The organism is Bacteroides caecimuris (assembly GCF_001688725.2).
GTDB lineage: Bacteria > Bacteroidota > Bacteroidia > Bacteroidales > Bacteroidaceae > Bacteroides > Bacteroides caecimuris.
On sequence record NZ_CP015401.2, the window covers coordinates 3,958,044 to 3,985,038 of the forward strand.

The 26,995-nt window shown below is 39.5% G+C and carries 17 protein-coding genes and 1 pseudogene; 16 read left to right on the top strand and 2 right to left on the bottom strand.

What is annotated here, in order from left to right; genetic code table 11:
* The first annotated feature begins 56 nt into the window (after positions 1–56).
* The 4 genes from A4V03_RS17270 to A4V03_RS17285 all read left to right on the top strand — a co-directional run bounded on the left by A4V03_RS17270 (position 57) and on the right by A4V03_RS17285 (position 4,374).
* Positions 57–1,208: an ISAs1 family transposase gene (locus tag A4V03_RS17270; protein ID WP_065538162.1), complete on the top strand. Its 1,152-nt coding sequence runs from the start codon at positions 57–59 to the stop codon at positions 1,206–1,208.
* Positions 1,209–1,387: 179 nt separating this feature from the next.
* Positions 1,388–2,539: an ISAs1 family transposase gene (locus A4V03_RS17275; RefSeq protein ID WP_065538162.1), complete on the top strand. Its 1,152-nt coding sequence runs from the start codon at positions 1,388–1,390 to the stop codon at positions 2,537–2,539.
* Between the two features lie 105 nt (positions 2,540–2,644).
* A complete protein-coding gene (locus A4V03_RS17280; RefSeq protein ID WP_065539730.1) occupies positions 2,645–3,244 on the top strand; it encodes an HU family DNA-binding protein in 600 nt (199 codons plus the stop codon).
* A gap of 647 nt (positions 3,245–3,891) precedes the next feature.
* Positions 3,892–4,374 (top strand): HU family DNA-binding protein, encoded by a 483-nt coding sequence (locus tag A4V03_RS17285; protein ID WP_065539731.1) that lies wholly within the window; start codon positions 3,892–3,894, stop codon positions 4,372–4,374.
* A gap of 71 nt (positions 4,375–4,445) precedes the next feature.
* Here the strand turns inward: A4V03_RS17285 and A4V03_RS17290 are convergent, their stop codons facing one another.
* The gene (locus tag A4V03_RS17290) at positions 4,446–5,462 is read right to left on the bottom strand and encodes a LacI family DNA-binding transcriptional regulator (RefSeq protein ID WP_065539732.1); all 1,017 of its coding nucleotides are present in this window, start codon (positions 5,460–5,462) and stop codon (positions 4,446–4,448) included.
* Positions 5,463–5,605: 143 nt separating this feature from the next.
* On the opposite strand from A4V03_RS17290, the gene rbsK (A4V03_RS17295) reads away from it, so the two are divergent.
* Genes rbsK (A4V03_RS17295) through A4V03_RS17325 form a run of 7 tightly spaced genes read left to right on the top strand, consistent with a single transcriptional unit; the run spans position 5,606 to position 16,473 of the window.
* Entirely contained in the window at positions 5,606–6,514 is a 909-nt protein-coding gene (gene rbsK, locus A4V03_RS17295; RefSeq protein ID WP_065539733.1) for a ribokinase, read from the top strand.
* Positions 6,515–6,554: 40 nt separating this feature from the next.
* Positions 6,555–7,490: a ribokinase gene (gene rbsK / locus A4V03_RS17300; RefSeq protein ID WP_065539734.1), complete on the top strand. Its 936-nt coding sequence runs from the start codon at positions 6,555–6,557 to the stop codon at positions 7,488–7,490.
* 12 nt (positions 7,491–7,502) lie between these two features.
* A complete protein-coding gene (locus tag A4V03_RS17305) occupies positions 7,503–10,754 on the top strand; it encodes a SusC/RagA family TonB-linked outer membrane protein (protein WP_065539735.1) in 3,252 nt (1,083 codons plus the stop codon).
* A gap of 12 nt (positions 10,755–10,766) precedes the next feature.
* The gene (locus A4V03_RS17310) at positions 10,767–12,767 is read left to right on the top strand and encodes a RagB/SusD family nutrient uptake outer membrane protein (RefSeq protein WP_065539736.1); all 2,001 of its coding nucleotides are present in this window, start codon (positions 10,767–10,769) and stop codon (positions 12,765–12,767) included.
* A gap of 33 nt (positions 12,768–12,800) precedes the next feature.
* Positions 12,801–14,420 (top strand): DUF4969 domain-containing protein, encoded by a 1,620-nt coding sequence (locus A4V03_RS17315; protein WP_065539737.1) that lies wholly within the window; start codon positions 12,801–12,803, stop codon positions 14,418–14,420.
* An 11-nt stretch (positions 14,421–14,431) separates the two neighbouring features.
* Positions 14,432–15,448 (top strand): nucleoside hydrolase, encoded by a 1,017-nt coding sequence (locus A4V03_RS17320; protein ID WP_065539738.1) that lies wholly within the window; start codon positions 14,432–14,434, stop codon positions 15,446–15,448.
* 20 nt (positions 15,449–15,468) lie between these two features.
* The gene (locus A4V03_RS17325; protein ID WP_065539739.1) at positions 15,469–16,473 is read left to right on the top strand and encodes a GRP family sugar transporter; all 1,005 of its coding nucleotides are present in this window, start codon (positions 15,469–15,471) and stop codon (positions 16,471–16,473) included.
* Between the two features lie 233 nt (positions 16,474–16,706).
* Here A4V03_RS17325 and A4V03_RS20885 read toward each other — a convergent pair.
* A pseudogene (locus tag A4V03_RS20885) lies at positions 16,707–16,829 on the bottom strand (peroxiredoxin); the annotation flags it as partial.
* A gap of 165 nt (positions 16,830–16,994) precedes the next feature.
* Between A4V03_RS20885 and A4V03_RS17330 the strand changes: the two are divergent.
* The 5 genes from A4V03_RS17330 to topA all read left to right on the top strand — a co-directional run bounded on the left by A4V03_RS17330 (position 16,995) and on the right by topA (position 26,992).
* Positions 16,995–17,519 carry an NUDIX hydrolase gene (locus A4V03_RS17330; RefSeq protein WP_065539740.1) on the top strand — a complete coding sequence of 175 codons (525 nt, stop codon included), beginning with the start codon at positions 16,995–16,997 and terminating at the stop codon, positions 17,517–17,519.
* Between the two features lie 755 nt (positions 17,520–18,274).
* Positions 18,275–19,585 carry an ATP-binding protein gene (locus tag A4V03_RS17335; RefSeq protein ID WP_065539741.1) on the top strand — a complete coding sequence of 437 codons (1,311 nt, stop codon included), beginning with the start codon at positions 18,275–18,277 and terminating at the stop codon, positions 19,583–19,585.
* Between the two features lie 23 nt (positions 19,586–19,608).
* Positions 19,609–22,626: a tetratricopeptide repeat protein gene (locus A4V03_RS17340; protein ID WP_065539742.1), complete on the top strand. Its 3,018-nt coding sequence runs from the start codon at positions 19,609–19,611 to the stop codon at positions 22,624–22,626.
* Between the two features lie 20 nt (positions 22,627–22,646).
* Positions 22,647–24,368: a TonB-dependent receptor gene (locus A4V03_RS17345; RefSeq protein ID WP_065539743.1), complete on the top strand. Its 1,722-nt coding sequence runs from the start codon at positions 22,647–22,649 to the stop codon at positions 24,366–24,368.
* 272 nt (positions 24,369–24,640) lie between these two features.
* Positions 24,641–26,992 carry a type I DNA topoisomerase gene (gene topA / locus A4V03_RS17350; protein WP_065540487.1) on the top strand — a complete coding sequence of 784 codons (2,352 nt, stop codon included), beginning with the start codon at positions 24,641–24,643 and terminating at the stop codon, positions 26,990–26,992.
* The last annotated feature ends 3 nt before the right edge of the window (positions 26,993–26,995 follow it).

Consider the following 26,995-nt stretch of genomic DNA (forward strand, 5'->3'; position numbering starts at 1 on the left):
TTAATTATTTATTTGTATTTTTGTTGTATTGAATTTAAACAAAAATAAACCCTAAAATGAGCTTAATTAGTCTTTGTAAACAACTTGAAGATCCTCGTATTGACCGAAAAAAAGAACACTCTTTGGAAGTCATCGTTTATATAGCCTTGTGTGCTGTAATCTGTGGAAGTGAAAGCTGGAATGAAATAGAACGGTTCGGTATTTGTAAGTTTGACTTCTTTAAACGTCGTTTTCCTGATTTAGTAAAGATCCCAAGTCATGACACTTTCAATCGTTTTTTCAGTTTACTCAAACCCGGTTATTTTGAATTGGTCTTTCGTGATTGGGTATCTGAGCTTTGTGGTAAGTATGAAGGGGTTGTTGCTATAGACGGTAAAATGCTTCGTGGAGCAAGTAAGTGCAGCAAAGACAATCCCTTTGGCAAAAAAGGATTCAAGCTTCATATGGTTAGTGCCTGGGCTGTTTCCAATGGAATCAGTATGGGTCAGGTAAAAGTAGATGATAAAAGCAATGAAATCACCGCTATTCCTTCTCTTATAAAATCTCTGGATTTGCAGGATTGCATAGTGACAATTGATGCTATTGCATGCCAAACAGATATTGCCGAAGTAATAATAGAAAATAATGCAGACTATATTCTGGCATTAAAGGCCAATCAAAAAAACAGGTTAATGGATGTGGAACGATGGCTAGACGAGATGGATGGTGTTGATATTGATCGGCCGGTATACCGTTCACACTATGGAAAATATGTCACAGAGGAGGTTTCTCATGGGAGAATTGAGACTCGTGAATGTCTGGTTTATAGCCCGGGAAAGATTATGGAATCAATGCTGAAAGATAAATTTGAGGGGGTCAAGTCCATCGTAAGAATTAGTACCGAAAGACTGGAGGTAGCCACTAAAAAACTTTCCGTAGAAAAAAGATATTACATTACTTCACTAGGGCTAAAACCGAAAGAAATTTCAGAGGCTATAAGATCGCATTGGGATATAGAAAACAGGCTACATTGGCAGTTAGACGTATCGTTTAGAGAAGACGCAGGAAGGAAAGTAGGTAATGCTGCGCAAAATTTTTCTTTAATTAATAAGATGGCCCTTTATATCATCAAACAAGATGAAACAAAGGGCAGTGTAGCAGCCAAAAGAAAAAACGCAGGATGGAATGATGAATATTTGTTCAAACTATTAAATAAGATAAAAATATAATGCGTTTGCCCTGCTATAGTCAACAGGGCAGACGCATTATATTTTGTCTATCAATTAGTCAACTATTATCTATATTTCATTTTTATTATTTGTCTTATTATTAATCTATTAATATTTTGTATATTAATTATTTATTTGTATTTTTGTTGTATTGAATTTAAACAAAAATAAACCCTAAAATGAGCTTAATTAGTCTTTGTAAACAACTTGAAGATCCTCGTATTGACCGAAAAAAAGAACACTCTTTGGAAGTCATCGTTTATATAGCCTTGTGTGCTGTAATCTGTGGAAGTGAAAGCTGGAATGAAATAGAACGGTTCGGTATTTGTAAGTTTGACTTCTTTAAACGTCGTTTTCCTGATTTAGTAAAGATCCCAAGTCATGACACTTTCAATCGTTTTTTCAGTTTACTCAAACCCGGTTATTTTGAATTGGTCTTTCGTGATTGGGTATCTGAGCTTTGTGGTAAGTATGAAGGGGTTGTTGCTATAGACGGTAAAATGCTTCGTGGAGCAAGTAAGTGCAGCAAAGACAATCCCTTTGGCAAAAAAGGATTCAAGCTTCATATGGTTAGTGCCTGGGCTGTTTCCAATGGAATCAGTATGGGTCAGGTAAAAGTAGATGATAAAAGCAATGAAATCACCGCTATTCCTTCTCTTATAAAATCTCTGGATTTGCAGGATTGCATAGTGACAATTGATGCTATTGCATGCCAAACAGATATTGCCGAAGTAATAATAGAAAATAATGCAGACTATATTCTGGCATTAAAGGCCAATCAAAAAAACAGGTTAATGGATGTGGAACGATGGCTAGACGAGATGGATGGTGTTGATATTGATCGGCCGGTATACCGTTCACACTATGGAAAATATGTCACAGAGGAGGTTTCTCATGGGAGAATTGAGACTCGTGAATGTCTGGTTTATAGCCCGGGAAAGATTATGGAATCAATGCTGAAAGATAAATTTGAGGGGGTCAAGTCCATCGTAAGAATTAGTACCGAAAGACTGGAGGTAGCCACTAAAAAACTTTCCGTAGAAAAAAGATATTACATTACTTCACTAGGGCTAAAACCGAAAGAAATTTCAGAGGCTATAAGATCGCATTGGGATATAGAAAACAGGCTACATTGGCAGTTAGACGTATCGTTTAGAGAAGACGCAGGAAGGAAAGTAGGTAATGCTGCGCAAAATTTTTCTTTAATTAATAAGATGGCCCTTTATATCATCAAACAAGATGAAACAAAGGGCAGTGTAGCAGCCAAAAGAAAAAACGCAGGATGGAATGATGAATATTTGTTCAAACTATTAAATAAGATAAAAATATAATGCGTTTGCCCTGCTATAGTCAACATTTTAAATGACTATAGTCAAACGAATAAAATCATGTAGCCGGAGACAATATTTACTGAATAACTAAAAACAAAATAAGATATGAGTGTTTATTATGATCTTTATGCCAGTGGCAACCCACAAAAAAAGGATGAGCAGCAACCACTTCACGCACGAGTGATTCCATCAGGAACTCTTGATGCTAAGAAGTTTATAGAATTAGTATCTAAAAGCAACGGCTTCAGTCAGGCTACCATTGAAGGATGCTTGCAAGCAGTCACCGATGAGTTACAACATTGGTTGAAACAAGGCTGGATTGTGGAAGTCGGAGAATTAGGTTATTTCTCCTTATCGCTGAAATGCGACCATCCGGTAATGGAGAAGAAAGAAATCCGCTCTCCTTCCATCCACCTGAATAAAGTGAACCTTCGCATCAACAAGAAATTCCGTGAGAGTTTGGAACCATTGCCGTTGGAACGCATGGAATCGCCTTACCGAAGCAATGGCAATCCCGATGAAGACAAATGCCGTAGCATCCTTATGCAACATCTGGATGAACAAGGTTGCATCACTTGTGTCGATTTCACGAGACTGGCCGGCATAAGCCGGTACAAGGCAACTATACTGTTAAATACCTATTTAGAAGAGGGAATTATACGAAAATACGGAGGAGGAAAGACGGTGGTATATTTAAAAAGATAATTGGCATTAACTCTTCTGGGCAGTTGGATTCAGTGAAACATCTCCGGAATTAGAGGAACGTTTTCCATTATTATTTCCTTTAATTCAGGAAACAATTTAAATCTTTGTCATGTAAAACAGGAAACTCCATGAGAAAAGATATCATTAAGTCGCTATTGCTATCAAGCAAATTGAAAGGCTTGTTGGAAGCCACTTCTGTACTGGATGCGAAAATCTTATCATTATCACGAAGGGGAGCGTAAAATAAAATGTGTCAAAAGTTTAAGAAATCCGCAAAAATGGTCTTAAACTTTTGACACATTCATTTTTTACTATTCAAAGCGAACTTCAGAGATACCTACGGATTTTCCCTGTCGAGCATCTATATTCAAACGTATAGCCTCTACTTCAACAAGTGCCCTGTCATAATCATGGAGTCCAGTCAGTACGTCAACCTATGCCATAATCCTCATAAAAAAGGAGACCGAGCCTATGTAAACATTATAAAACACACAAGTACTTATCGCACAAAGTTTTACTTCAATATTAATTATTTTATTAACGCACTTCTTCAAAATCGCTTGCACAGCAAATTCCGATACCATATCTTTGCAACGTGATCACAAAATAATAACTAGATTTACTAACGATTAAAACTATTAAGAATTATGGCACTGAAATATGTAGTCAAGAAAACAACCTTTGGCTTTGATAAGGAAAAAGCCGAAAAATATGTAGCAAGACCATTCAACGTGGTTACTGTTGATTTTAAAATGCTATGCGATCAGGTTACAAAAGTAGGATTCGTTCCACGCGGTACTGTAAAATCAGTACTCGACGGATTGATAGATTCGTTGATAACCTATATGGAAATCGGAGCTTCAGTAAGCCTTGGAGAATTCGGAACATTTCGTCCATCTTTCGGGTGCAAAAGTCAGGATGATGAAAAGGAAGTGACTACGGACACCCTAAAGAATCGTAAAATAATTTTCACTCCCGGAAGTATGTTTAAAGACATGATAAAGTCAGTAAGTATCCAAAAATTGGATAGTTCTAAAAGCAATAGTTCCGGTATGCCTGGCAATGGAAATGGAGGCAACGGAGAAGGTGGAAATGAAGGCGGCGGTGAAGCACCGGATCCGGCAGCATAAGAAACGGTATTAATATGTAAAAAATCGGGCTTGACATTGTTCAAGCCCGATTTGTTCTATTATCTAAAATACTACTTTCTATCAGTTAACACCTTTATCGAATCCCGTTTTATAATATTAGGTTTCAAAAGAATCTCCGAATGTAGTTCAGTTTCTTCCAAAATCTTCTGCATCAACATTTTTACAGCAATAATGCCAATATTCTCCAGTGATTGTGCAATACGAGTTATAGGAGGATTTAGATAGTCCAGATATAAGTTATCATCAAACGAAATGATAGACATATCTTGAGGAATTCTCACTTTATGCTCATTTAATGCTTTGACGGCTCCCAAAAGAATTGTACTACTTAACGCAAATATAGCAGTAGGCTTTGTGGTAGAGTTCAGAGCCAACTTAGTCTCAATATAACCATTCTGAATCGAGAACTCATTTCCTCTTATCATTGCGTTATCCTGATAACCAGCTTCGCGAAGCGCATCAAGATACCCGCGCACACGTTCCTTAGTTGTTATAGAAATATCCGGTCCCTGAATACAGAGAATCTTACTATGCCCCGATTCTAATAATAATTTCGTTGCCTGATAAGCTCCTACATAATTATCAGTAGCTACGTATGGCAAATTATGCTTCTCAAAATAGCGGTCAATCAGCACAATCGGAGTTTTAGCACTAATCTCCTCCAGTTTAGAAGGATTTTCACCGGTTGGAACCAAAATAATCCCATCTATTTTACGCGATAGAAGCGAATCGATAGCTTTATTTTCCTGAACAGGATCTTCCAGGGTATCGATAAGCATGACAGTATAATTATAACGTTGTGCTTCACGGATGACAACACTTGCTATATTGGCAAAAAAAGGATTATCTATGTGTGGTACAAGAAGACCTATAGTATATGTCGTGTTGTTGCGCAAACTTTGCGCAACTATATCAGGCTGATAGTCCAATTCTTTAACGGACTGCAAAATAACCTCCTTAGCAGACTGGCTTATTCTATATTTCTCCGATTTACCATTTAAGACCCTAGAAATCGTAGAGATAGAGTACCCAGTTTTCTTTGATACATCAATCAGAGTTTTCTTCATTACTGGTTGTTTTTTGCAAAAATAACATTTTATTTGAGAAAAAAGCAAGAAAAATATTTTGTTTTGAAAATAATCTCTATATTTGCGCAAACGATTGCGCATCGTTTACGATTCAATTCGCCTTAATACTTAATACTCATTATATGGACACAAAGAAGAAAATCGTAGTGATAGGTAGTAGTAATACGGACATGGTTATCAAATCAGACCGTCTACCCAAACCAGGAGAAACAATTCTGGGAGGAAACTTCTTAATGAATCATGGCGGCAAAGGAGCTAACCAAGCCGTAGCTGCTGCAAGACTAGGCTCCGAAGTAACATTCATCTCTAAGATTGGTTATGATCTATTCGGTTTGCAAGCCTTAGAAATATACAAATCAGAGAAAATCAATACTGAATTCATCTTTACTGATCAGAAAAGCCCGTCAGGTGTAGCACTTATTTCTGTCGATTCGTTTGGTGAAAACAGTATTATTGTAGCGCCGGGTGCCAGCCGTTCGCTTTCGATAGAAGACATCAATAAAGCTGAAAAAAAAATCAAGGAAGCTGATATTATACTCATGCAACTTGAAGTTCCGATAGAAACAGTGGAATATGCAGCCACTATTGCCAACCAATATGGTAAGAAAGTAATACTAAATCCGGCGCCTGCGTCTACATTAAGCAATTCATTCTTAAAGAATGTACACACTATATTGCCTAACCGTATAGAAGCAGAAATGTTATCAGGAATTAAAGTAATGGATATCGAAAGTGCCCACCAAGCAGCTAAAACCATTGGAGAGAAAGGAATAGAAAATGTTGTCATCACTTTAGGAAAAGACGGAGCCTATGTCAAAGAAAAAGATACATATACCATGATTCCTGCTAAAGAAGTAGAAACCATTGACACAACAGGAGCAGGAGATGTCTTCTGTGGAGCATTCAGCGTTTATCTCTCGAAAGGGTATTCACTAGCAGAATCTGTAAGATTTGCGAATGCAGCAGTTATTGCTGTGACACGCATCGGAGCTCAAAGTGCTATTCCATATAAAAGAGAAGTTACTTTATAAAACAAATAAAACCTAGGTTAATCACATAAATCTGATTCAAATGAAAGTAGTAGTTATTGGAAGTTCAAACATCGACATGGTTGCACAAGTCAGCCATCTCCCGGCACCCGGCGAAACAATCGGAGATGCAAATTTCATGCAATCTCTCGGAGGTAAAGGAGCCAACCAAGCTGTAGCAGCAGCCAGGCTTGGTGGTTCTGTGACATTTGTCACATCCTTAGGGAATGATATGTATGCAGACATCTTAAAAAATCACTTTAAAAAAGAAGGTATTACCACTGATTACATTATTGATGATGTCAATAATCCTACAGGAACCGCACTGATTTTTGTGGCCAACAGTGGCGAAAACTGTATTGCAGTAGCTCCTGGGGCTAACTATTCTTTATTACCCGGTTCGATTACCCATTTCTCTGAAGTAATTGATGAGGCTGATATCATCGTCATGCAGGCTGAAATTCCTTATGAAACAATTAAAAAAATAGCTCTATCGGCAAAGCAAAAAGGTAAAAAAGTATTGTTTAATCCCGCACCCGCCTGTCTGATTGATGAAGAACTGATGAAGGCCATTGATATACTAGTTGTCAATGAACTGGAAGCAGCATTCATCTCAGGAATTGATTATACAGATAACAACCTCGAGGAAATTGCCAAAACATTGCTGAAAGCGGGTACAAGTAATGTAGTTATCACACTGGGAAGTCAAGGTGTGTACATGAAAAATAGAAAAGAAACAATTCAGCTTCCCGGTTGTAAAGTAAATGCGATTGATACTATTGCGGCTGGTGATACTTTTTGTGGAGCACTAGCTGTATTTTGCGCCCAAAGAGAAATAGATCGAGAAGCACTGAGTTTCGCCAATACCGCAGCCGCGATTGCTGTTACACGATCAGGTGCCCAACCATCTATCCCTACTCTCGATGAAGTAAAACACTTCATGTCAGAAAAAGAATTAGCCTTATCATTCAACTTTTAAATTTAATGGATTATGAAAACTAATCGACATTCTACTCTCTTAAAGAAAAGTGTCCACCTGATAACTTATAACTCAAGTCATAAGCTTATCTGCCTGCTAAGCTGCCTACTTTTATATTCAATGAATACGTATGCTCAGAATTATGTATCAGGAACAGTAAAAGATAATAATGGAGAACCTTTATTGGGAGTTTCCATAAAAGTAAAAGATGGAAATATAGTATCCGGAACTGTCACTGACTTTAACGGATACTATCAAGTGAAAGCAGATCCAAGTTCAACTATCGAATTCAGTTACATCGGATTTAAAACAGTCCAATTTACAGTAGGTGATAGAAAAATGATAAACGTAACACTGGGAGTTGACGAGAATTTATTAGATGAAGTGGTCGTTGTAGGTTATGGTACCCAAAAGAAGATTAATTTAACCGGTTCCGTCGGAGTCATTGACTCGAAAGCATTCGAAGCAATCCCTGTATCCAATGCAGTCCAGGCATTACAAGGGCAGGTTCCCGGTTTGAATATTTATAGCAATCAGGGAGGAGGTCTCAATCAGAAACAATCGATCAATGTACGTGGAGTCGGAACTATCGGAGAAGGCTCTACAGGAAGCGCCCTAGTCTTGATAGATGGTATGGAAGGAGATATTTATTCCATTAATCCGCAGGATATAGAATCTATTTCAGTTCTGAAAGATGCGGCAGCTTCTTCTATTTATGGTTCCAGAGCACCATTCGGAGTAATCTTAGTAACGACCAAGAAGGGAAAGACCGGTAAAGCGCAAGTTAACTACAACAACAGTTTCCGTGTAAGTAGCCCTATCAACATGCCTTCTTCATTAGACTCTTACACGTTTTCTTTATATTATAATGATGCAGCCGCCAATTCCGGATGGGGACCTTACAACTGGGTTTCGGAAGAAAGGATAAACCGCATCAAAGACTATATGGCCGGCAAGATTACCGATTCTACCATCCCCGTGCCCAATAATCCTTCGTTATGGGCAGACGGATATTCACAAGGAAATGATAATATTGATTATTATAACTATTTTTTCAAAGACAATGTCTTTGCACACGAGCACAATATCAGCGTTACTGGCGGGACAGACAAAATACAATACTATTTATCAGCGAACTATTTAGGTCAGGATGGAGAGCTCAGAATCGGAGATGAATACTCAAACAGATATACTGCATCTGCAAAAATCAACGCACAATTATCAAAAATAGTATCAGTCGGATTCAATACTCGCTTTATCAGAAGTGACTATGTACAGCCGACACATCTTAATGAAAGTTTTTTTGCCGAAATCGGACGCCAATGTTGGCCTACCAAACCTCTCTATGATCCAAATGGTATTCTATATGACGACCATGTGCTCCAAATGCAAAACGGAGGTGAAAAACAAGAGCGAAACACCTGGCTCTACCAACAACTGAATATAACGGTAGAACCTATCAAAGGGTGGCGACTGATTGGAGATTTAAGCTATCGATACAACACACAATATTCACACTGGGATTACTTAACTGTTCATCAGACAGGTGTTGACGGAAAGACTAAGGGCAATACATGGAATAACGATTCCCAAGTACATGAAGGCACTTATGCCAGCGATTATTTCAATGTGAATCTCTATACTGATTATGCAAAGACCTTTGCGAAATCACACAATATGAAAGTTCTTTTCGGATTTCAGGCTGAACAAAATAATTATAAAGATATAGCTGCTGAGAAGCTAGGAGTCATTTATCCGGGAAAACCGACTATCAACACTTCTACCGGAATGGATTCAAATAACCAAAAAGTTGCTCCGAATGTAGCAGGTGGACACAATAGATGGGCTACCGCCGGATTCTTCGGCAGATTGAATTATGATTACCTGGAAAAATATCTTCTAGAAGTAAATCTACGCTATGACGGTTCCTCACGTTTTCGTAGCGACAGTCGTTGGGGATTTTTCCCTTCCGCATCAGTAGGCTGGAACATAGCCAGAGAAAAATTCTTCCTGCCTGTTAGCAAGGTTATCAACACATTTAAAGTCAGAGTCTCTTATGGTAGTTTGGGTAACCAAAATACATCCTCTCTATATCCGACTTATTCTACAATCGGTGCAGGAACAGGATCATGGATTATTGATGGAACGTTAGCCAATATTGCCTGGGCACCTTCACTCGTCAACTATAATCTCTCCTGGGAGAAAATCCGTAGCTGGAACACCGGAATTGACTTTGGTCTGTTTAACAATCGACTAACCGGCTCTTTTGATTATTACATTCGTAAAACTGACGATATGGTCGGCCCTTCGGAGAAATTGCCTGTAGTCCTTGGAACAGCCGTTCCCAGTTCCAATAATACAAATCTTAAAACATTCGGATGGGAACTGGAACTAATGTGGAAAGACCGGTTAAATAATGGATTGAATTATAGTGCCCGCTTTACACTTGCCGACAGTCGTACCAAGATTACTCGTTATTCAAATCCTTCCGGACTGATAGATGGATTTTATGCCGGAAAATACGTGGGTGAAATATGGGGATATGAAACGATAGGCATTGCACAATCTGACCAGGAAATGGCCGAACACATCGGAAGATTAATCAACGGTGGACAAAGTAATCTCGGACAAGACTGGAAAGCCGGAGACATTATGTATAAAGATCTGAATGAAGACGGAAAAATTGATGCCGGAAGCCGCACCTTACAAGATCACGGTGATTTAAAAAGAATCGGTAACTCCACACCCCGATATAATGTAGGGCTGGAATTAGCTGCTGACTGGAAAGGGTTCGATATCAGAATGTTCTGGCAAGGAACATTGAAAAGAGATTATTTTCAAGGTAGTTACTATTTTTGGGGTGCAAACGGCAAACAGGGTCCCTGGTTTTCCACAGCACTAAAAGGACACGATGATTATTTCCGGAATGACGAAGCAAGTCCATTGGGAACGAATCTGAATTCCTACTATCCAAGACCTTTATTCAACACCGATAAAAACCAGCAATCACAAACTAAATATTTACAAGATGCATCTTATCTACGTCTGAAGAATCTGCAGATAGGATATAGCTTGCCACACAACATCGTACAAAAAATGGGAATGCAGCACCTTAGGATATTCGCATCCGGTGAAAACTTGTTCACCATTACGAGCCTTATTGACTTCTTCGACCCCGAATCAATCGAAGGCGGTAGTTGGGGACACGGAAACGTTTACCCACTATCCCGAACATTCTCTTTTGGATTAAATGTCACATTCTAAAAACAGGATATTATGAAAAGACTTACGATATCAACCTTATTGAGCGGAGTGCTCTTTTTGACAAGTTGCAATGATTTCCTAAATCAAGAACCTCTTGATCAACTTTCTCCAAATGAATATCTGACAACAGAAAGTAATATTGCAGCTTTTGCTACTGATCAATATCAAGTACTGCCTACTCATGGCACCTATGGATATGGAACTTTTGAAATTGACAATAACACAGATAATATGGCCGGTATGCAACCTAACGTAATGTATGCACCCGGATACTGGAAAGTAGGACAAGAAGGAGGCTCATGGTATTTCGCTGATATTTACCGATGCAATTATTTCTTTGAAAATGTGCTTCCATCGTATGAAAACAATGCCATTGTCGGAAACACGACCAATATCAAACACTATATCGGAGAAATGTATTTCTTCAGAGCTTTCATGTATTTTGAAAGATTAAAATCATTAGGCGACTTTCCTATTATTACTAAAACTTATCCTAATGAACGTGAAGCTCTGATAGAAATCAGCAAACGTGCACCCAGAAATGAAGTAGCCAGGTTTATCTTATCTGATCTAGACAAGGCTATAGAAATGATGCAAGACATAGCTCCTTCCGGGGGTAAGAACCGACTAAGCAAAGACTGCGCTATCCTTCTCAAATCAAGAGTCGCACTTTACGAAGGCTCGTGGCTGAAAAATTTTAAAGGAACAGCTTTTGTACCCAATGGAGCGGGATGGCCGGGAGCAAATAAAAATTATAATGCTAATTACTCATTTAAATCCGGAAGTATTGAAAAAGAATCAGAGTTCTTCTTTGATGAAGCTATTAAAGCGGCACAAATCATAGCAGAAAAATATAATGTATTAACTACCAATACAGGAGTATTCCCGCAAACTTCTTCGGAGCCTGAAAATCCTTATTTCAGCATGTTCTGCGATATTGACATGGAAAAATACAATGAAGTACTTTTATGGAGACGCTACAACACTGGATTAGGAGTAGCAAATGAAGTTTGTCAATACGGATGTGTCGGTAACAATGGAGTAGGTACTACTAAAAGCATGATTGACGCCTTTATTCTAAAAAACGGAGAACCTATTTATGCTTCCCCAATGTGGGCAGATGAAAATTCATCTTATTGGGGAGATAATAATATCATTCACATCACTAAAAACAGGGATAGCCGCGCAGACATCTTCATCAAAAAACCGGGACAGAAAAATCTGCATACTCCGGCAGGAGATCATGGGGTAGTAGAAGAATGGGGGCCCAATATAACCGCCTCTTCTGTTACAGAAAAGTACAATACAGGCTATGCCTTACGAAAAGGATTGAACCCTGACGGGAAATACACAAATAACACTCAAAGTATTGTCGGTTCTATCATATTCCGTACAGCCGAAGCCTATCTTAACTATATAGAAGCTTATTATGAATTGCATGGTTCACTCGACTCCTATGCAGAAAAGTACTGGAAAGCGATTCGTCGCAGAGCCGGCATTGATGAGGACTATACCAAAACAATCAGGCTTACAGATATGTCAAAAGAAGCAGAAACTGATTGGGGGGCATATTCCGGCGGAGAAATTATTGATGCCACACGTTATAATATCCGCCGTGAACGAAGATGTGAGTTGATGGCGGAAGGTTTACGTAGCATGGACTTACATAGATGGCGTTCAATGGACCAGATGATTACCAAACCCTACCATATCCTAGGAATGAATTTATGGCAGGAAATGTATGGCTGGGACTGGTATAAAGATTCTAACGGCAACTCCATTCTTAAAGAAGGAGAAAATGTTTCACCACGTAGCTTCAATACTTATCTTGCTCCTTATCACATCACAGCCAATAACATTGTTTACAACGGCTATAAATGGAATATGGCACACTATCTCGATCCAATAGCAGCAGAACATTTTCTGGTTACTTCATCCGAGAGTGATTTGAATTCTTCTCCTATCTATCAGAATCCGGGCTGGCCTATGACAGGAGGGGGAATCCCGCAATAATTCAATAATCTACTAATTTAATAAAGATCAATCATGTATAAAAGAATAATAATACTAACTTACGCACTAGTTTTCTCTTCATTGTTCGCAACAGCCTGTTCTGACAATAACAATGAAACATACGTCGAACCAATACTTTCTCAAATAGAAGTAAGTAAACTAGTGACAGAGAACAACAAAACATATGTTTCCGTTGATGGTAAACCATTTCCGTTTCTTGGTGCACAAATACGCCTTGATGCTCTTCTCAATTGTGACAAGATGGCTATTAACGAAGTGGAAAACTACTTCAAAAAAGCTCAGGAACTGGGACTAAATTGTGTGCAAATTCCAATTTCATGGAATATGGTAGAGCCTAAAGAGAACAAGTACGATTATAGTATCGTAAACTCAATCTTGCAGTTCGTCAACAAGTATAATCTGAAAATGGAATTACTTTGGTTCAGTACAAATATGGTAGGAGATTCATTCTCCTACCTGATACCTCAATATGTGCTTCAAGAATATAACAAAAGATTCAGCCGGAATGATGAAGGAAATTTTTGGAACTATTATGGTTATCAATACACCATGATTCTTGATGATGAATGGGTACTGGAAAGAGAAACAAAAGCCATCACCGCCTTATTTAACCACATCCGATACTGGGATTCTCAGAATGGAGACAAGCACCCCATTATATCAGCGCAGATCCATAATGAACCTGATGCCTTAATGCGCTGGAGAATCGACCAAAAAGATTTAAAATATCGGGATGGGACTCCTCTAAGCAAAGAGAAAGCCTGGACAATGATCACAAATGCATTAAATAGTGTAGGAAAAGCTGTAAAAAACAGTTCTTACAAAGTAGTAACTCGTGTCAACCTAATTTACGGTGATGGTATTAACCCATTTCCAGAGGCAACCAATGCTCGCCCCAAAGATGTATTCGATCTTCAAGGCATTGATTTCATTGGTGTTGATGCTTATAAAGATAACATTAAACATCTCAAAAATGAAGTCATGGCATATGCATCAATTGCTGGAAATTATGCGTTGGTTGCCGAGAACAAAGGTAGTTATGCAAACACTCCAAGTCTTATCTTGACATCTTTTGCATTAGGAGGAGGCTATGATATTTACGATTTGGCTACCAGTAATTTCTTTATCAACAATACTACCGAACCGGACCAAATTGACCACGGAATTTATACGTGGGATTTACAAGAAAAAGGTTTTACGCCCCTTACTCGTAGTCTCATAAAAGGCTTGGCGGCAGCTTATATAGACATTGCCAAAGTAAAACCAGAAAATTTTGCGGCATTTAATATCAACGATAATCAGCCAAAAGAAAAATTAGAACAACTAATATGTACTACTGGAGCACAAATCACATTCCAGACAAATAATGCTTCTTTAGGTTTTGTATTAGACATGCACAATTATCTACTGATTTATAGTTTGAATGACTCTCAATTCAAACTAGAGAATGGTAAATTTGGAGAAATCATTTCCGGAAGATATGATGTAAATGGCACATTTACCAAAGAAGGAACTGCAACTTTAGAAAATCAGACCCTCCATGCCAAAGGAGGCGTACTTTATAAAGTAACTTATTCCTCGCAACAATCATTAACCAGCAATACAATTGAGAATATTGGTAATAACTTATAAAAATTCAAGATATGTTCAAATATATAGCAATCATTCTAATAACCATCTCTTTATTCTGTTCCTGTGTACAACAAAAAGAGACAACTTCTGCAATTCCTGTCATACTCGACACAGATGTTGGAAATGATATCGATGATGTTTTAGCCATGCAAATGCTGCTTAATTATGAGAAAAAAGGAAAAATTGATTTGTTAGGCATCACTATAAGCAAGTGTAATCCTTATTCACTGGAATATATTGACGCTTATTGTCGTTTCAATGACAAAAATGACATACCTTTAGGCTATGCTTATAATGGAATGAATACAGATGACGGACATTATCTCCGCCAAACGCTGGATACTATTATTGATGGAAATAAAATATTGCATTCTAAAAGAAACCTAAAAGATCATATTCCGGAAGGATATAAGCTGTTGCGTAAATTGCTGGCAGCGCAAGAAAATCATTCTGTAGTATTTATAGCTTTAGGCCCGGAAACAAATCTAGCCCGTTTACTCATCTCGGAAGCAGATGAATACAGCGAGTTGGATGGAAAAGCCTTGGTAGCACAAAAGGTAAAATTACTATCTGTCATGGGAGGACTCTATGGTAATGAATTCGACTTCCCTGAATGGAACATTATTAATGACCTAAATGCAGCCCAAATTACTTTCAAAGAATGGCCTACTCCAATTATTGCCAGCGGATGGGAACTAGGAAACAAGATTCGATATCCTCATCAAAGTATATTAAATGATTTCGCTGACAGTTATAAACATCCTCTGTGCGTATCATATAAAATATATCAGGAAATGCCATATGACAGAGAAACATGGGATTTGACATCCGTGCTACAAGCCATAGAACCGGACAATAATTATTTCAATTTATCCGAGAAAGGAACAATCACCATAGACAGTATCGGACAAAGTATGTTTTCTACTTCTGAAAATGGGAAACACCAATATCTCACTATTCAAGGGGAAGAAAATATTCAGGCAACCCGCAAGGCACTTATAAGACAAGTGACAGGAAAAGAAAATTGAAACCTTTAAAAAAAATCATTATGTATATAGTCAATAGTTACCCCTTAGCTATTATCTTCTGCTTTATCACAATGATATGCTGGGGATCGTGGGGGAATACCCAAAAACTGGCCAGTAAGAATTGGCGTTATGAACTTTATTATTGGGACTACACCATCGGCATCTTGCTGTTCGCCCTACTTCTGGTATTCACACTAGGAAATTTCGGAGATTCGGGAAGAGGTTTTCTGGAAGACATCCAACAAGTGGAAGCGGCATATATTGCCAGTGCACTTATCGGAGGAGTTATTTTCAATGCTTCCAATATTCTCCTTTCCGCCTCTGTATCCATTGCCGGGATGGCGGTAGCTTTTCCATTAGGAGTAGGACTGGCATTAGTATTGGGAGTGTTCATTAATTATTTCAGCTCTCCCAAAGGAGATCCGTTCTGGCTATTCACAGGAGTCGTGCTGATTGTTATCGCCATCATTTGCAACGGTATTGCAGCCGGTAAGAATCAGAAGGCGGGAACCAATAACAGCAAAAAGGGAATTATTCTTGCTGCTATTGCCGGTATACTGATGTCATTCTTTTACCGGTTTGTCGCCGCTGCCATGGATTTGAACAACTTTGAATCACCGACAACCGGAATGGCAACTCCTTATACCGCATTCTTCATCTTTGCTATCGGAATCTTCCTAAGCAACTTCCTCTTCAATACACTTGTGATGAAGCGTCCGTTCGTCGGTATACCTGTCACCTACAAAGAATATTTTGCAGGGAAAGCGAGTACACACATGGTAGGAATTCTCGGAGGATGCATCTGGGGATTAGGTACGGCATTAAGCTACATTGCTGCAGGAAAAGCGGGAGCAGCCATTTCTTATGCACTTGGACAAGGAGCACCGATGATTGCTGCTCTTTGGGGTGTTTTCATCTGGAAAGAATTTACCGGTAGCCCCAAAGCAACAAACAGACTTTTGGGAGTCATGTTTATATTATTCATTTTAGGCCTGACATTCATTGTCATCTCAGGAGGAAGCTAAAATAAAAAAAGAAGTAAAGGAACTATAGGTATTATCAACATAAATAAATCACCCCAAAAGTTTAGTATCTAACTTTTGGGGTGAAATTCAATTTTATGATTCAAGCTATCATATACATTATTCAGACCGTTATATCCAACAAGGTTTCTCCCTTTGCATTCAACATCCTGACTCTGAGTTCTTCTTACGATCTTTGATGCACAGGGCAGTCAGTTTATCATCATTTCCTATCACAGTTCTACCACTTTAATCTTTCCTTCTAGATTGAGAACGAATGTACCACGATAAACCATACCCTCTTCTTCGATATATACACCCAGTGTATGCCTCAAAGCATCTGTCGGGTCTGCCAATATCAGAAACAACATTTTATTTATTGTTTTCGGGGCAAAGATAAAGGCAGAAAGCCCGCCCTTTCAGAAAAGTCCAATCGAATATTTCTATGCTATGATAGCTGAAATTAATAAAAGCATTTTATACCTTTGCGTACATAAACAAAAAAACTGGAAGTATATACGATTATGAAACACCCTCTAGCTCAATTCCTATATTGTCCTGAATGTGGTTCTCCGCATTTCGAGGTAAATAACGAAAAGTCCAAAAAATGTACAGATTGCGGCTTTGTCTATTACTTTAACCCTTCCGCTGCTACTGTGGCACTTATCTTGAATGAGAAAAACGAATTGCTTGTTTGCCGACGTGCTAAAGAACCGGCAAAGGGAACTCTTGATCTTCCCGGAGGATTTATTGATATGAACGAGACAGGTGAAGAAGGTGTTGCCCGCGAAGTACTGGAAGAAACAGGGCTGAAAGTTAAAAAAGCCGTTTACCAGTTCACACTTCCCAATATTTATGTTTATTCAGGTTTCCCTGTACATACTCTCGATATGTTTTTCCTCTGCACTGTAGAAGACATGAGCCATTTCTCCGCCATGGATGATGTAGCAGATTCTTTCTTCCTACCTCTCTCCGAGATTCATCCGGAAGATTTTGGGTTGGATTCTATCCGTCGCGGACTTAGCTTGTTTCTAGCTCAATGCCGCTAAGATAATCTCATCAGCCTGATAGATTGAGAGTATTTCATTTATAGTTATGTCCCATTTTTAAGATATTCCTCCAAAACATCAGATAAAAAAATAATGATCTGGAGAATAAAATGCATAAAAACATGCAACTGTATGCAAAATCATAGGCAAATACCGTATAAATTCAAGTCGAATATGCATCTTTTTCTATCAAGAAAAGATTCGTTGGTTTAAAACCAAGGAGTTCTTCCCCACTGAGGAACGCTTCCTTTCTCACCGACGAAGCAACTTTTGCTCGGTGAGGAAGAAAAATAAGGGAAAATTAAGACCGTTTTTCTTCTATTTCATCACAAATATCGAAAAGGCAACAAACAACAAAATGCCAGTTTCTAACCACATTTCAGTTTACACAACAAGTGAAAAAGAAGAAAAGCATTACAATTTAATCGACAAATATCTCCTATAACAAAAAGAAAGAATTTCGCACCTACAAATCTCTGCGTTTTTTTATATTTCTCAATCCCTCCCAGTAATTACGCCTTTTATTCCCGTTCAAATATTCCTTTTTTTAAGATGAGCCATTTTTCAGTAGTCAATTGATGTATTTGTAAAATAGAAGCTCATCTCAACTAAATAGATCAGAGCAATTTATCACACAATCTTAAACAATCATATTATATTACTATAAATGAAGAAAATACAACATATTGTGTTATCTTTGTAACCACTATTAATTTAACGGCTATTAAATTAACCGCCATTAAGATAGCAATAATATGAAGTTCTACGACCGAAAGAAAGAAATGGCGATACTGTATGCAGCTAAAGAGCAATCACAAACGAGCGCTTGCTTTACTGTAATGACCGGACGCCGACGAATCGGAAAAACAGCTCTACTCTTAGAGTCTGCCAAAGACACCCGATTCGTATATATATTTGTAGCAAGAAAGAGTGAAGTCCTGCTTTGCGCACAATATCAACCAGTCATTCAGGAAACGCTTGGCATTCGTATCTATGGAGAAATCAGAGAGTTCGCACAGCTCTTTGAACTGCTGATGCAACATTCCCAAAAGGAAAATTTCACATTAATCATTGACGAATTTCAAGAATTTCTCTATATCAATCCGTCTATCGTCAGTGACATACAACGTATTTGGGACCAATATCACGCGACTTCCAAAATCAATTTCATTGTATGCGGTTCTGTTTATTCAATGATGAAAAGAATATTCGAAGACCGCAAGGAGCCACTATACGGACGCCTTACCGCCCGAATTGCCCTGCATCCATTCACCACCACCGTTATCAAAGAGATTCTAGCAGACCATGCCCCCCAATTCACAGCGGAAGATTTGCTTTGCTTGTATTTGCTGACAGGTGGAGTAGCCAAATACATCACCCTATTGATGGAAGCGAAAGCATTTAATAAAACTGCCATGATAAATTATGCACTTTCCGAAGGCTCACCATTTCTGACAGAAGGCAAAGACATGTTGATTTCCGAGTTCGGGAAAGACTATGCCAATTATTTTTCTATCCTATCTCTCATTGCAGAAGGAAAAACAACACAACGAGAAATCGATTCCATCATCAATAAAAACACCGGTTCCTATTTAGCCAACCTTGAGGATGAATATTCATTAATCAAAAAAGTGAAACCGATGTTCGCTAAACCTAATAGTCGTGCTACCCGTTATTGCTTGCAAGACAATTTTCTACGATTCTGGTTTCGCTTTATTTTCTCAAACAACGCAGTACTGGAAATGGGGAAAAACCATTTACTGATAGAATATGTAGAAAAGAACTATGAACAATACAGCGGCCTACTGTTAGAAAAATATTTCCGTGAACTTATCGCTGAAGAAGAGGAAGTTACCGATGTAGGTAACTATTGGGACAAAAACGGAGAAAATGAAATAGACCTGATCGCCCTCAACCGCTTTAACAAAACAGCACTTATCGGAGAAGTAAAAAGAAATTCGAGAAAAATAAGTATCCCAGCATTGGAAAAGAAAGGAGAAACTTTACATAAAGAATTAAATGATTATAAAATAACTTTCAAAGGATTCTCATTAAAAGATATGTAGTATTTTTGCATAAACACCCGATTATGAAAAAAGAAATTACTAGACTCATTTGTGCCGCCATCTGCTGCACGCCCATTATAGGATTTGCCCAGACAAGTGATAAGTTCACTTCGACTGACAACCTTTATAAAGAAGGAAAAGAACTTTTCCAAGAAAAGAATTATGCAGCTGCTTTGCCGGCCTTGAAAGCATTTGTAAAACAGAAGCCTGCAGCCGGTCTTCTTCAGGACGCAGAGTATATGCTGGTCAGTTCGGCTTACGAACTGAAAGATAAAAACCGTATCGAACTCCTCCGCAAATATCTCGACCGTTACCCTGATACTCCATACGCTAACCGCATTTATGCGCTGTTAGCCTCCTGCTATTTCTACGAAGGAAAATATGATGAAGCACTGGCACTCTTCAACTCTGCCGATCTTGATTTGTTGGGTAATGAAGAACGAGATGACTGCACCTACCAACTGGCTACCTGTTATCTGAAAACCGATAATCTAAGAGAAGCAGCTATCTGGTTTGAAACGTTGCGCACCAACAGCCCCCAATATGCCAAAGATTGTGATTATTATCTTTCTTATATCCGCTATACACAAAAACGCTATAGTGAAGCATTGAAAGGTTTCCTTCCCTTACAGAACGACTCGAAGTACAAAGCACTCGTTCCTTATTATATAGCCGAAATCTATACGCAACTCAAAAACTATGATAAGGCACAAATTGTAGCACAAAACTACCTGTCAGCCTACCCGAACAACGAGCACGCTGCAGAAATGTACCGTATTCTGGGAAATGCCTATTACCACTTCGAACAATATCACCAAGCCGTAGAAGCATTCAACAATTACTTGAATAAGGATAACTCGGCTCCCCGCCGAGATGCCCTTTATATGCTAGGACTCTCCTACTACCAAACAAAAGTCTACTCCAAAGCAGCCGAAACATTAGGTAAGGTGACAACTGACAACGATGCTCTGACCCAAAATGCATATCTCCACATGGGACTCTCTTATCTGCAACTGGCAGAGAAAAACAAAGCACGCATGGCTTTTGAACAAGCTGCTGCCTCTAATGCCAATATGCAAATCAAGGAACAGGCAGCCTACAACTACGCTCTTTGCTTGCACGAGACTTCTTTCTCTGCTTTCGGTGAATCAGTTACTGCCTTCGAGAAATTTTTGAATGAATTTCCAACTTCTCCTTATGCTGAAAAAGTCAGCAGTTACCTGGTGGAAGTTTACATGAATACACGTAGCTACGATGCAGCATTGAAATCAATCGACCGGATTGCCAAACCAAGCGCGCAAATATTGGAAGCCAAACAGAAGATATTGTTCCAATTAGGAACTCAATCTTTCGCTAACGCCGACTTTGAACAAGCTCTGAAATATCTGAACCAATCCATTGCCATCGGCCAATACAATCGTCAGACCAAGGCAGACGCTTACTATTGGTGTGGAGAATCCTATTACCGTTTAAACCGAATGGTAGAAGCCGCACGGGATTTTAATGCTTATCTGCAACTGACCACCCAATCCAATAATGAAATGTATGCGCTTGCCAATTATAACTTAGGATATATCGCTTTCCATCGAAAAGACTATACGCAAGCAAGCAATTACTTCCAGAAATACATTCAACTGGAGAAAGGTGAGAATGCAACCGCACTTGCCGATGCATACAATCGTATCGGTGACTGCCACCTGCATGTACGTAACTTCGAAGAAGCCAAACATTATTATTCGCAAGCCGAACAGATGAATACTTCCTCCGGAGATTATTCTTTCTATCAACTGGCTCTTGTATCCGGTCTGCAGAAAGACTATACCGGTAAGATTACCTTACTGAACCGTCTGGTAGGAAAATACCCTGCTTCTCCTTATGCCATAAATGCTATTTATGAAAAAGGGCGTTCCTATGTTTTCATGGATAACAACAACCAAGCCATTACTTCTTTCAAGGAATTGCTAAGCAAATATCCCGAAAGTCCTGTCAGCCGGAAAGCCGCTGCAGAAATCGGACTATTGTACTATCAGAAAGGAGACTACAACCAAGCAATCGAAGCCTACAAACAAGTTATCGAGAAATATCCGGGCAGTGAAGAAGCACGCCTTGCCATGCGTGATTTGAAATCTATTTATGTAGACCTCAACCGCATCGACGAATTTGCAGCTTTAGCAAATGCCATGCCGGGACATATCCGTTTCGATACTAACGAACAAGACTCGCTTACGTATGTCGCCGCAGAAAAGATTTATGCACGAGGCAGAATGGAAGAAGCCAAAACAAGCCTCAACAAATACCTGCAAACTTTCCCAGAAGGAGCCTTCAGCCTGAACGCACATTATTATCTCTGCCTGATCGGAAACGAGCAGAAAAATTACGATATGATTCTTCTCCATTCCGGCAAACTGCTAGAATATCCTAACAACCCGTTTGCAGAAGAGGCACTGATCTTGCGCGCTGAAGTGCAATTCAACCAGCAGAATATGGCTGAAGCATTGGCTAGCTACAAAATGCTGAAAGAAAAAGCAACCAACGTAGAGCGCCGCCAACTTGCTGAAACGGGTATTTTGCGTTGTGCCTTCCTATTGCAAGATGATATAGAAACCATCCATGCAGCTACCGACCTGCTCGCAGAAGCCAAGCTTAGTCCGGAGCTAAGAAACGAAGCTCTTTATTACCGTGCTAAAGCCTACACCAAGCAAAAGGCTGACAAGAAAGCAATGGAAGACTATCGTGAACTTGCTAAAGATACACGTAATTCTTACGGTGCCGAAGCTAAATATCAGGTTGCACAATCCCTCTACGACGCAAAAGAATACGCCGCTGCAGAGAAAGAACTGCTCAACTATATAGAGCAGAGTACACCACATGCTTATTGGCTAGCGCGCAGTTTTGTCCTTCTGTCCGACGTTTATCACGCTACGGGTAAAGATCTGGACGCACGCCAATATCTGCTTAGTCTGCAACAGAATTATCAAGGGAATGACGATATTGAAAGCATGATTGAAAGCAGACTTAATAAATTGAAAGTTGAGAATTGAGAATTAAAAAATAAAAAAGTATGAAACGATCTCATTATATAATAGGAGGACTCGCGTTGGCAATCTCAATGCCATCCTGCCTTCAAGCCCAAACCACCCAACCGAAGGATACAACAATGACCCGCACGGTCGTTGTGGAACAAGAATATAACCCGGACATTATGGACGCTTCGAAAGTAAACGTCCTGCCTAAAGTAGAAGAACCGACAGTGAGCAAGAAAGAAGTAGAGTATGCTACAACATTCTTTCCGGCTACTTCCGTTCCGGCAGGCCTGATGCGCCCCTATACCGGAAAAGAAGTTCAACCCGGCACTACCCCGGGATATGTACGTGCCGGATATGGTAATTATGGCAATTTGGATGTTCTTGCCAATTATCTATTCCGCCTGTCGCAAAAAGACAAATTGAATGTACGTTTCCAAATGGATGGAATGGATGGTAAACTAACGCTTCCTTTCACAGACTCCGAAAAATGGAATGCATTTTATTATCGCACACGCGCAAATGTGGATTACACGCATCAATTTGATAAGTTGGATTTAAATATTGCCGGAAACTTCGGATTGAGCAACTTCAACTTCCAACCGGAAAGCGTAAACAGCAAGCAGAAATTCACATCCGGTGACTTCCATGCGGGCATTCATTTCACTGATGAGACTGCACCACTGCGTTTCAATGCAGAAACAAATCTGTTGATGTATGAACGTCAGCATAACATGTTCAATGAATCTGAAGCCAATACAGGTATCAAGGAAACAATCATACGCACCAAAGGCGATGTCACGGGAGCTATCGGTGACCAACAATTAATAACTATCGCTTTGGAAATGAACAATCTTCTCTACAACGGATATACAAAGAATGTTTCCACCGGAGATGAATACTTCAAAAACTACACAACGCTTCTTTTAAATCCATATTATGAACTGGATAATGATGACTGGAAATTGCATATCGGAGCCAATGTAGATTTATCTTTCGGATTTGATCAGTCTTTCCGTATCTCACCCGATATCACCGCACAGTATATTTTCTCTGATAGCTACATTGTTTATGCAAAAGCAACTGGCGGTAAGCAATTGAATGATTTCCGCAGACTTGAAAATATCTGTCCGTACAGTGAACTGCCAGAGGCAAATACCACTGCTACTTTGGGATACGTACAACGTCCTTATGATACTTACGAGCAAATCAACGGTAGTATCGGATTCAAAGCAAGCCCTTATCCGGGACTTTGGTTCAATGTGTTCGGTGGTTATCAGAATCTAAAGAACGACTTATGTTATTTAGGTTTTGACCCAAATGATATTCATTCAGGTTCTTATCTCTCTTTTGCTCAAGACAATACAGATAATCTTTACCTGGGAGGTGAAATCAGTTACGATTACAAGGATATCTTCGGAATATCAGCCAAATATACTTACCGTAATTGGGACAGCAAAACAGAGGAATATCTGTTGGCAGTGAAACCAGCCAGTGAAATGTCTTTCAATGTACGTATTCATCCAATCTCTGCTCTTAACATAAATCTAGGTTATGATTACATCAACCGGAAAGAAGTGAAAGAGTATGCAAAAATGACCGCAATTAATGATTTGCATATCGGAGCTAGCTATAATGTATTCAAAGGAGTATTTGTTTATGCGCAAGTACATAACCTGCTGAACAAGAAATATCAATATTATTTAGGTTATCCTACGGAAGGATTCAATTTCTTAGGAGGATTGAGTTTCCGATTCTAAGGGAAATAGACAGAATATAGTAAAAACACAATATGCCCATCCCGTACTATTCGAGATGGGCATATTGCATTAAATATCATCTTATTTCATTTTAATATATACCACCGAACGTCCTGAATCAAATTTTAAGATTTACCATATTAGCCTTTACCCTCATAGATGTAAATCTCAAGATTTTATTAAATTCTCCTTATAATATAAGGTAGGGAGAATCTTTTTTTTTACTTTTGTCCCCGAATATTGTGGTACAAGCCATTATAAAAGAAAGAATTATGCAGAAAAACCTTGTCATTGTCGAGTCTCCGGCAAAAGCAAAAACGATTGAAAAGTTTCTGGGGAAAGATTTCAAAGTCCTTTCTAGTTACGGACACATACGCGATCTGAAGAAAAAAGATTTCAGTATCGACGTAAATAATGATTTTAAACCCAGCTACGAAATCCCGGCAGACAAAAAGACGCTGGTTAGCACACTAAAGACAGAAGCTAAAGAGGCAGAAACCGTATGGCTCGCATCCGATGAGGACCGCGAGGGAGAGGCGATTGCCTGGCATCTGTATGAGGTCTTGAAACTAAAACCGGAAAACACAAAACGAATCGTATTTCATGAAATTACGAAGAGCGCTATCTTAAAAGCTATTGAACAACCACGCGACATTGACCTCAACCTCGTAAATGCACAGCAAGCACGACGGATTCTGGACCGTATCGTAGGTTTCGAACTCTCTCCCGTACTTTGGAGAAAAGTGAAACCGGCACTCTCTGCCGGACGTGTTCAGTCTGTCGCTGTCCGCCTGATCGTTGAACGTGAACGTGAAATACATGCCTTCAAAACGGAAGCTGCTTATCGCGTCACTGCCATATTCCTCGTGCCGGACATGGATGGAAAACTGGTGGAAATGAAAGCTGAACTGGCTCGCCGTATCAAAACAAAAAAAGAAGCAAAGGCTTTCCTCGACGCTTGTCAGGGAGCGAGCTTTGCAATCGATGATATTACCACCCGCCCGATCAAGAAAACGCCTCCTGCTCCGTTCACAACGTCCACTTTGCAACAGGAAGCCGCACGCAAATTGGGATATACCGTAGCTCAAACCATGATGCTCGCGCAGCGTTTATACGAATCGGGATTCATCACTTACATGCGTACGGACTCTGTCAACCTCTCGGAGTTTGCAACAGCAGGCAGTAAAGACGCTATCATCAAAATGATGGGCGACCGCTATGTACATCCCCGCCATTTCGATACCAAGACCAAGGGTGCACAAGAGGCTCACGAGGCCATCCGCCCTACTTATATGGAGAACCAATCCGTTGAAGGAACAGCACAAGAGAAGAAACTATATGACTTGATCTGGAAACGCACTATTGCTTCACAAATGGCAGATGCGGAACTGGAAAAGACGACTGCTACCATAACGATAAGTGGCAGCAGCGATGTATTTACAGCTATCGGTGAGGTGATTAAGTTCGACGGTTTCCTGCGTGTGTACCGTGAATCTTATGATGACGACAACGAACAGGAAGATGAAAGCCACTTGCTTCCTCCTCTGAAGAAAGGTCAGAAGTTGGAACATGGACCTATCATTGCAACCGAACGTTTCACCCAACGCCCTCCACGCTATACGGAAGCAAGTCTTGTACGCAAGTTGGAAGAACTGGGCATCGGACGTCCGTCCACTTATGCGCCTACCATCTCTACCATCCAGCAACGCGAATATGTGGAGAAAGGCAATAAAGACGGTGAAGAACGCCAGTTTAATGTCATGACATTAAAGGATCATCAAATTAAAGACGAAAATCATACTGAAATTACCGGTGCAGAAAAGGCTAAATTACTCCCAACGGATATTGGCACTGTGGTAAATGATTTCCTTACCGAGTATTTCCCGGACATTCTGGATTTCAACTTTACCGCCAGCGTAGAGAAGGAATTTGACGAAATTGCAGAAGGAGAAGTAAAGTGGACTTCTATCATGAAGAATTTCTATGATAAATTCCACCCGTCTGTAGAAAGCACGTTAGCTATCAAGACGGAACATAAAGTAGGCGAACGCATCCTGGGGGAAGAACCGGGAACAGGTAAAACCGTTTCCGTTAAGATTGGCCGTTTCGGTCCTGTTGTACAGATTGGCTCTGCAGAAGATGAAGAAAAGCCACGCTTTGCACAAATGAAAAAGGGGCAGTCCATGGAAACCATTACATTGGAAGAAGCACTGGAGTTATTCAAATTGCCTCGTACACTGGGCGAATATGAAGGAAAGACAGTCAGTGTCGGTGTAGGTCGTTTCGGTCCGTATATCCTGCATAATAAGGTATATGTATCGCTCCCTAAAGGACTCGACCCGATGGAAATTACCTTGGAAGAGGCGGAACAACTCATTTTGGACAAACGCCAGAAAGAAGTGGAACGCCATATCAAAAAGTTTGAAGAGGAACCGGAACTCGAAATTCTGAACGGACGCTACGGACCTTACATTACTTATAAAGGTTCTAATTATAAAATCCCCAAAGATATTGTCCCACAGGATTTGAGTCTGCAAAGTTGCCTGGAGTTAATCAAGATACAAGACGAAAAAGGGGAAACGTCTTCTTTCAAACGAGGAAAACGAACCACTAAGAAAAAATAAAAA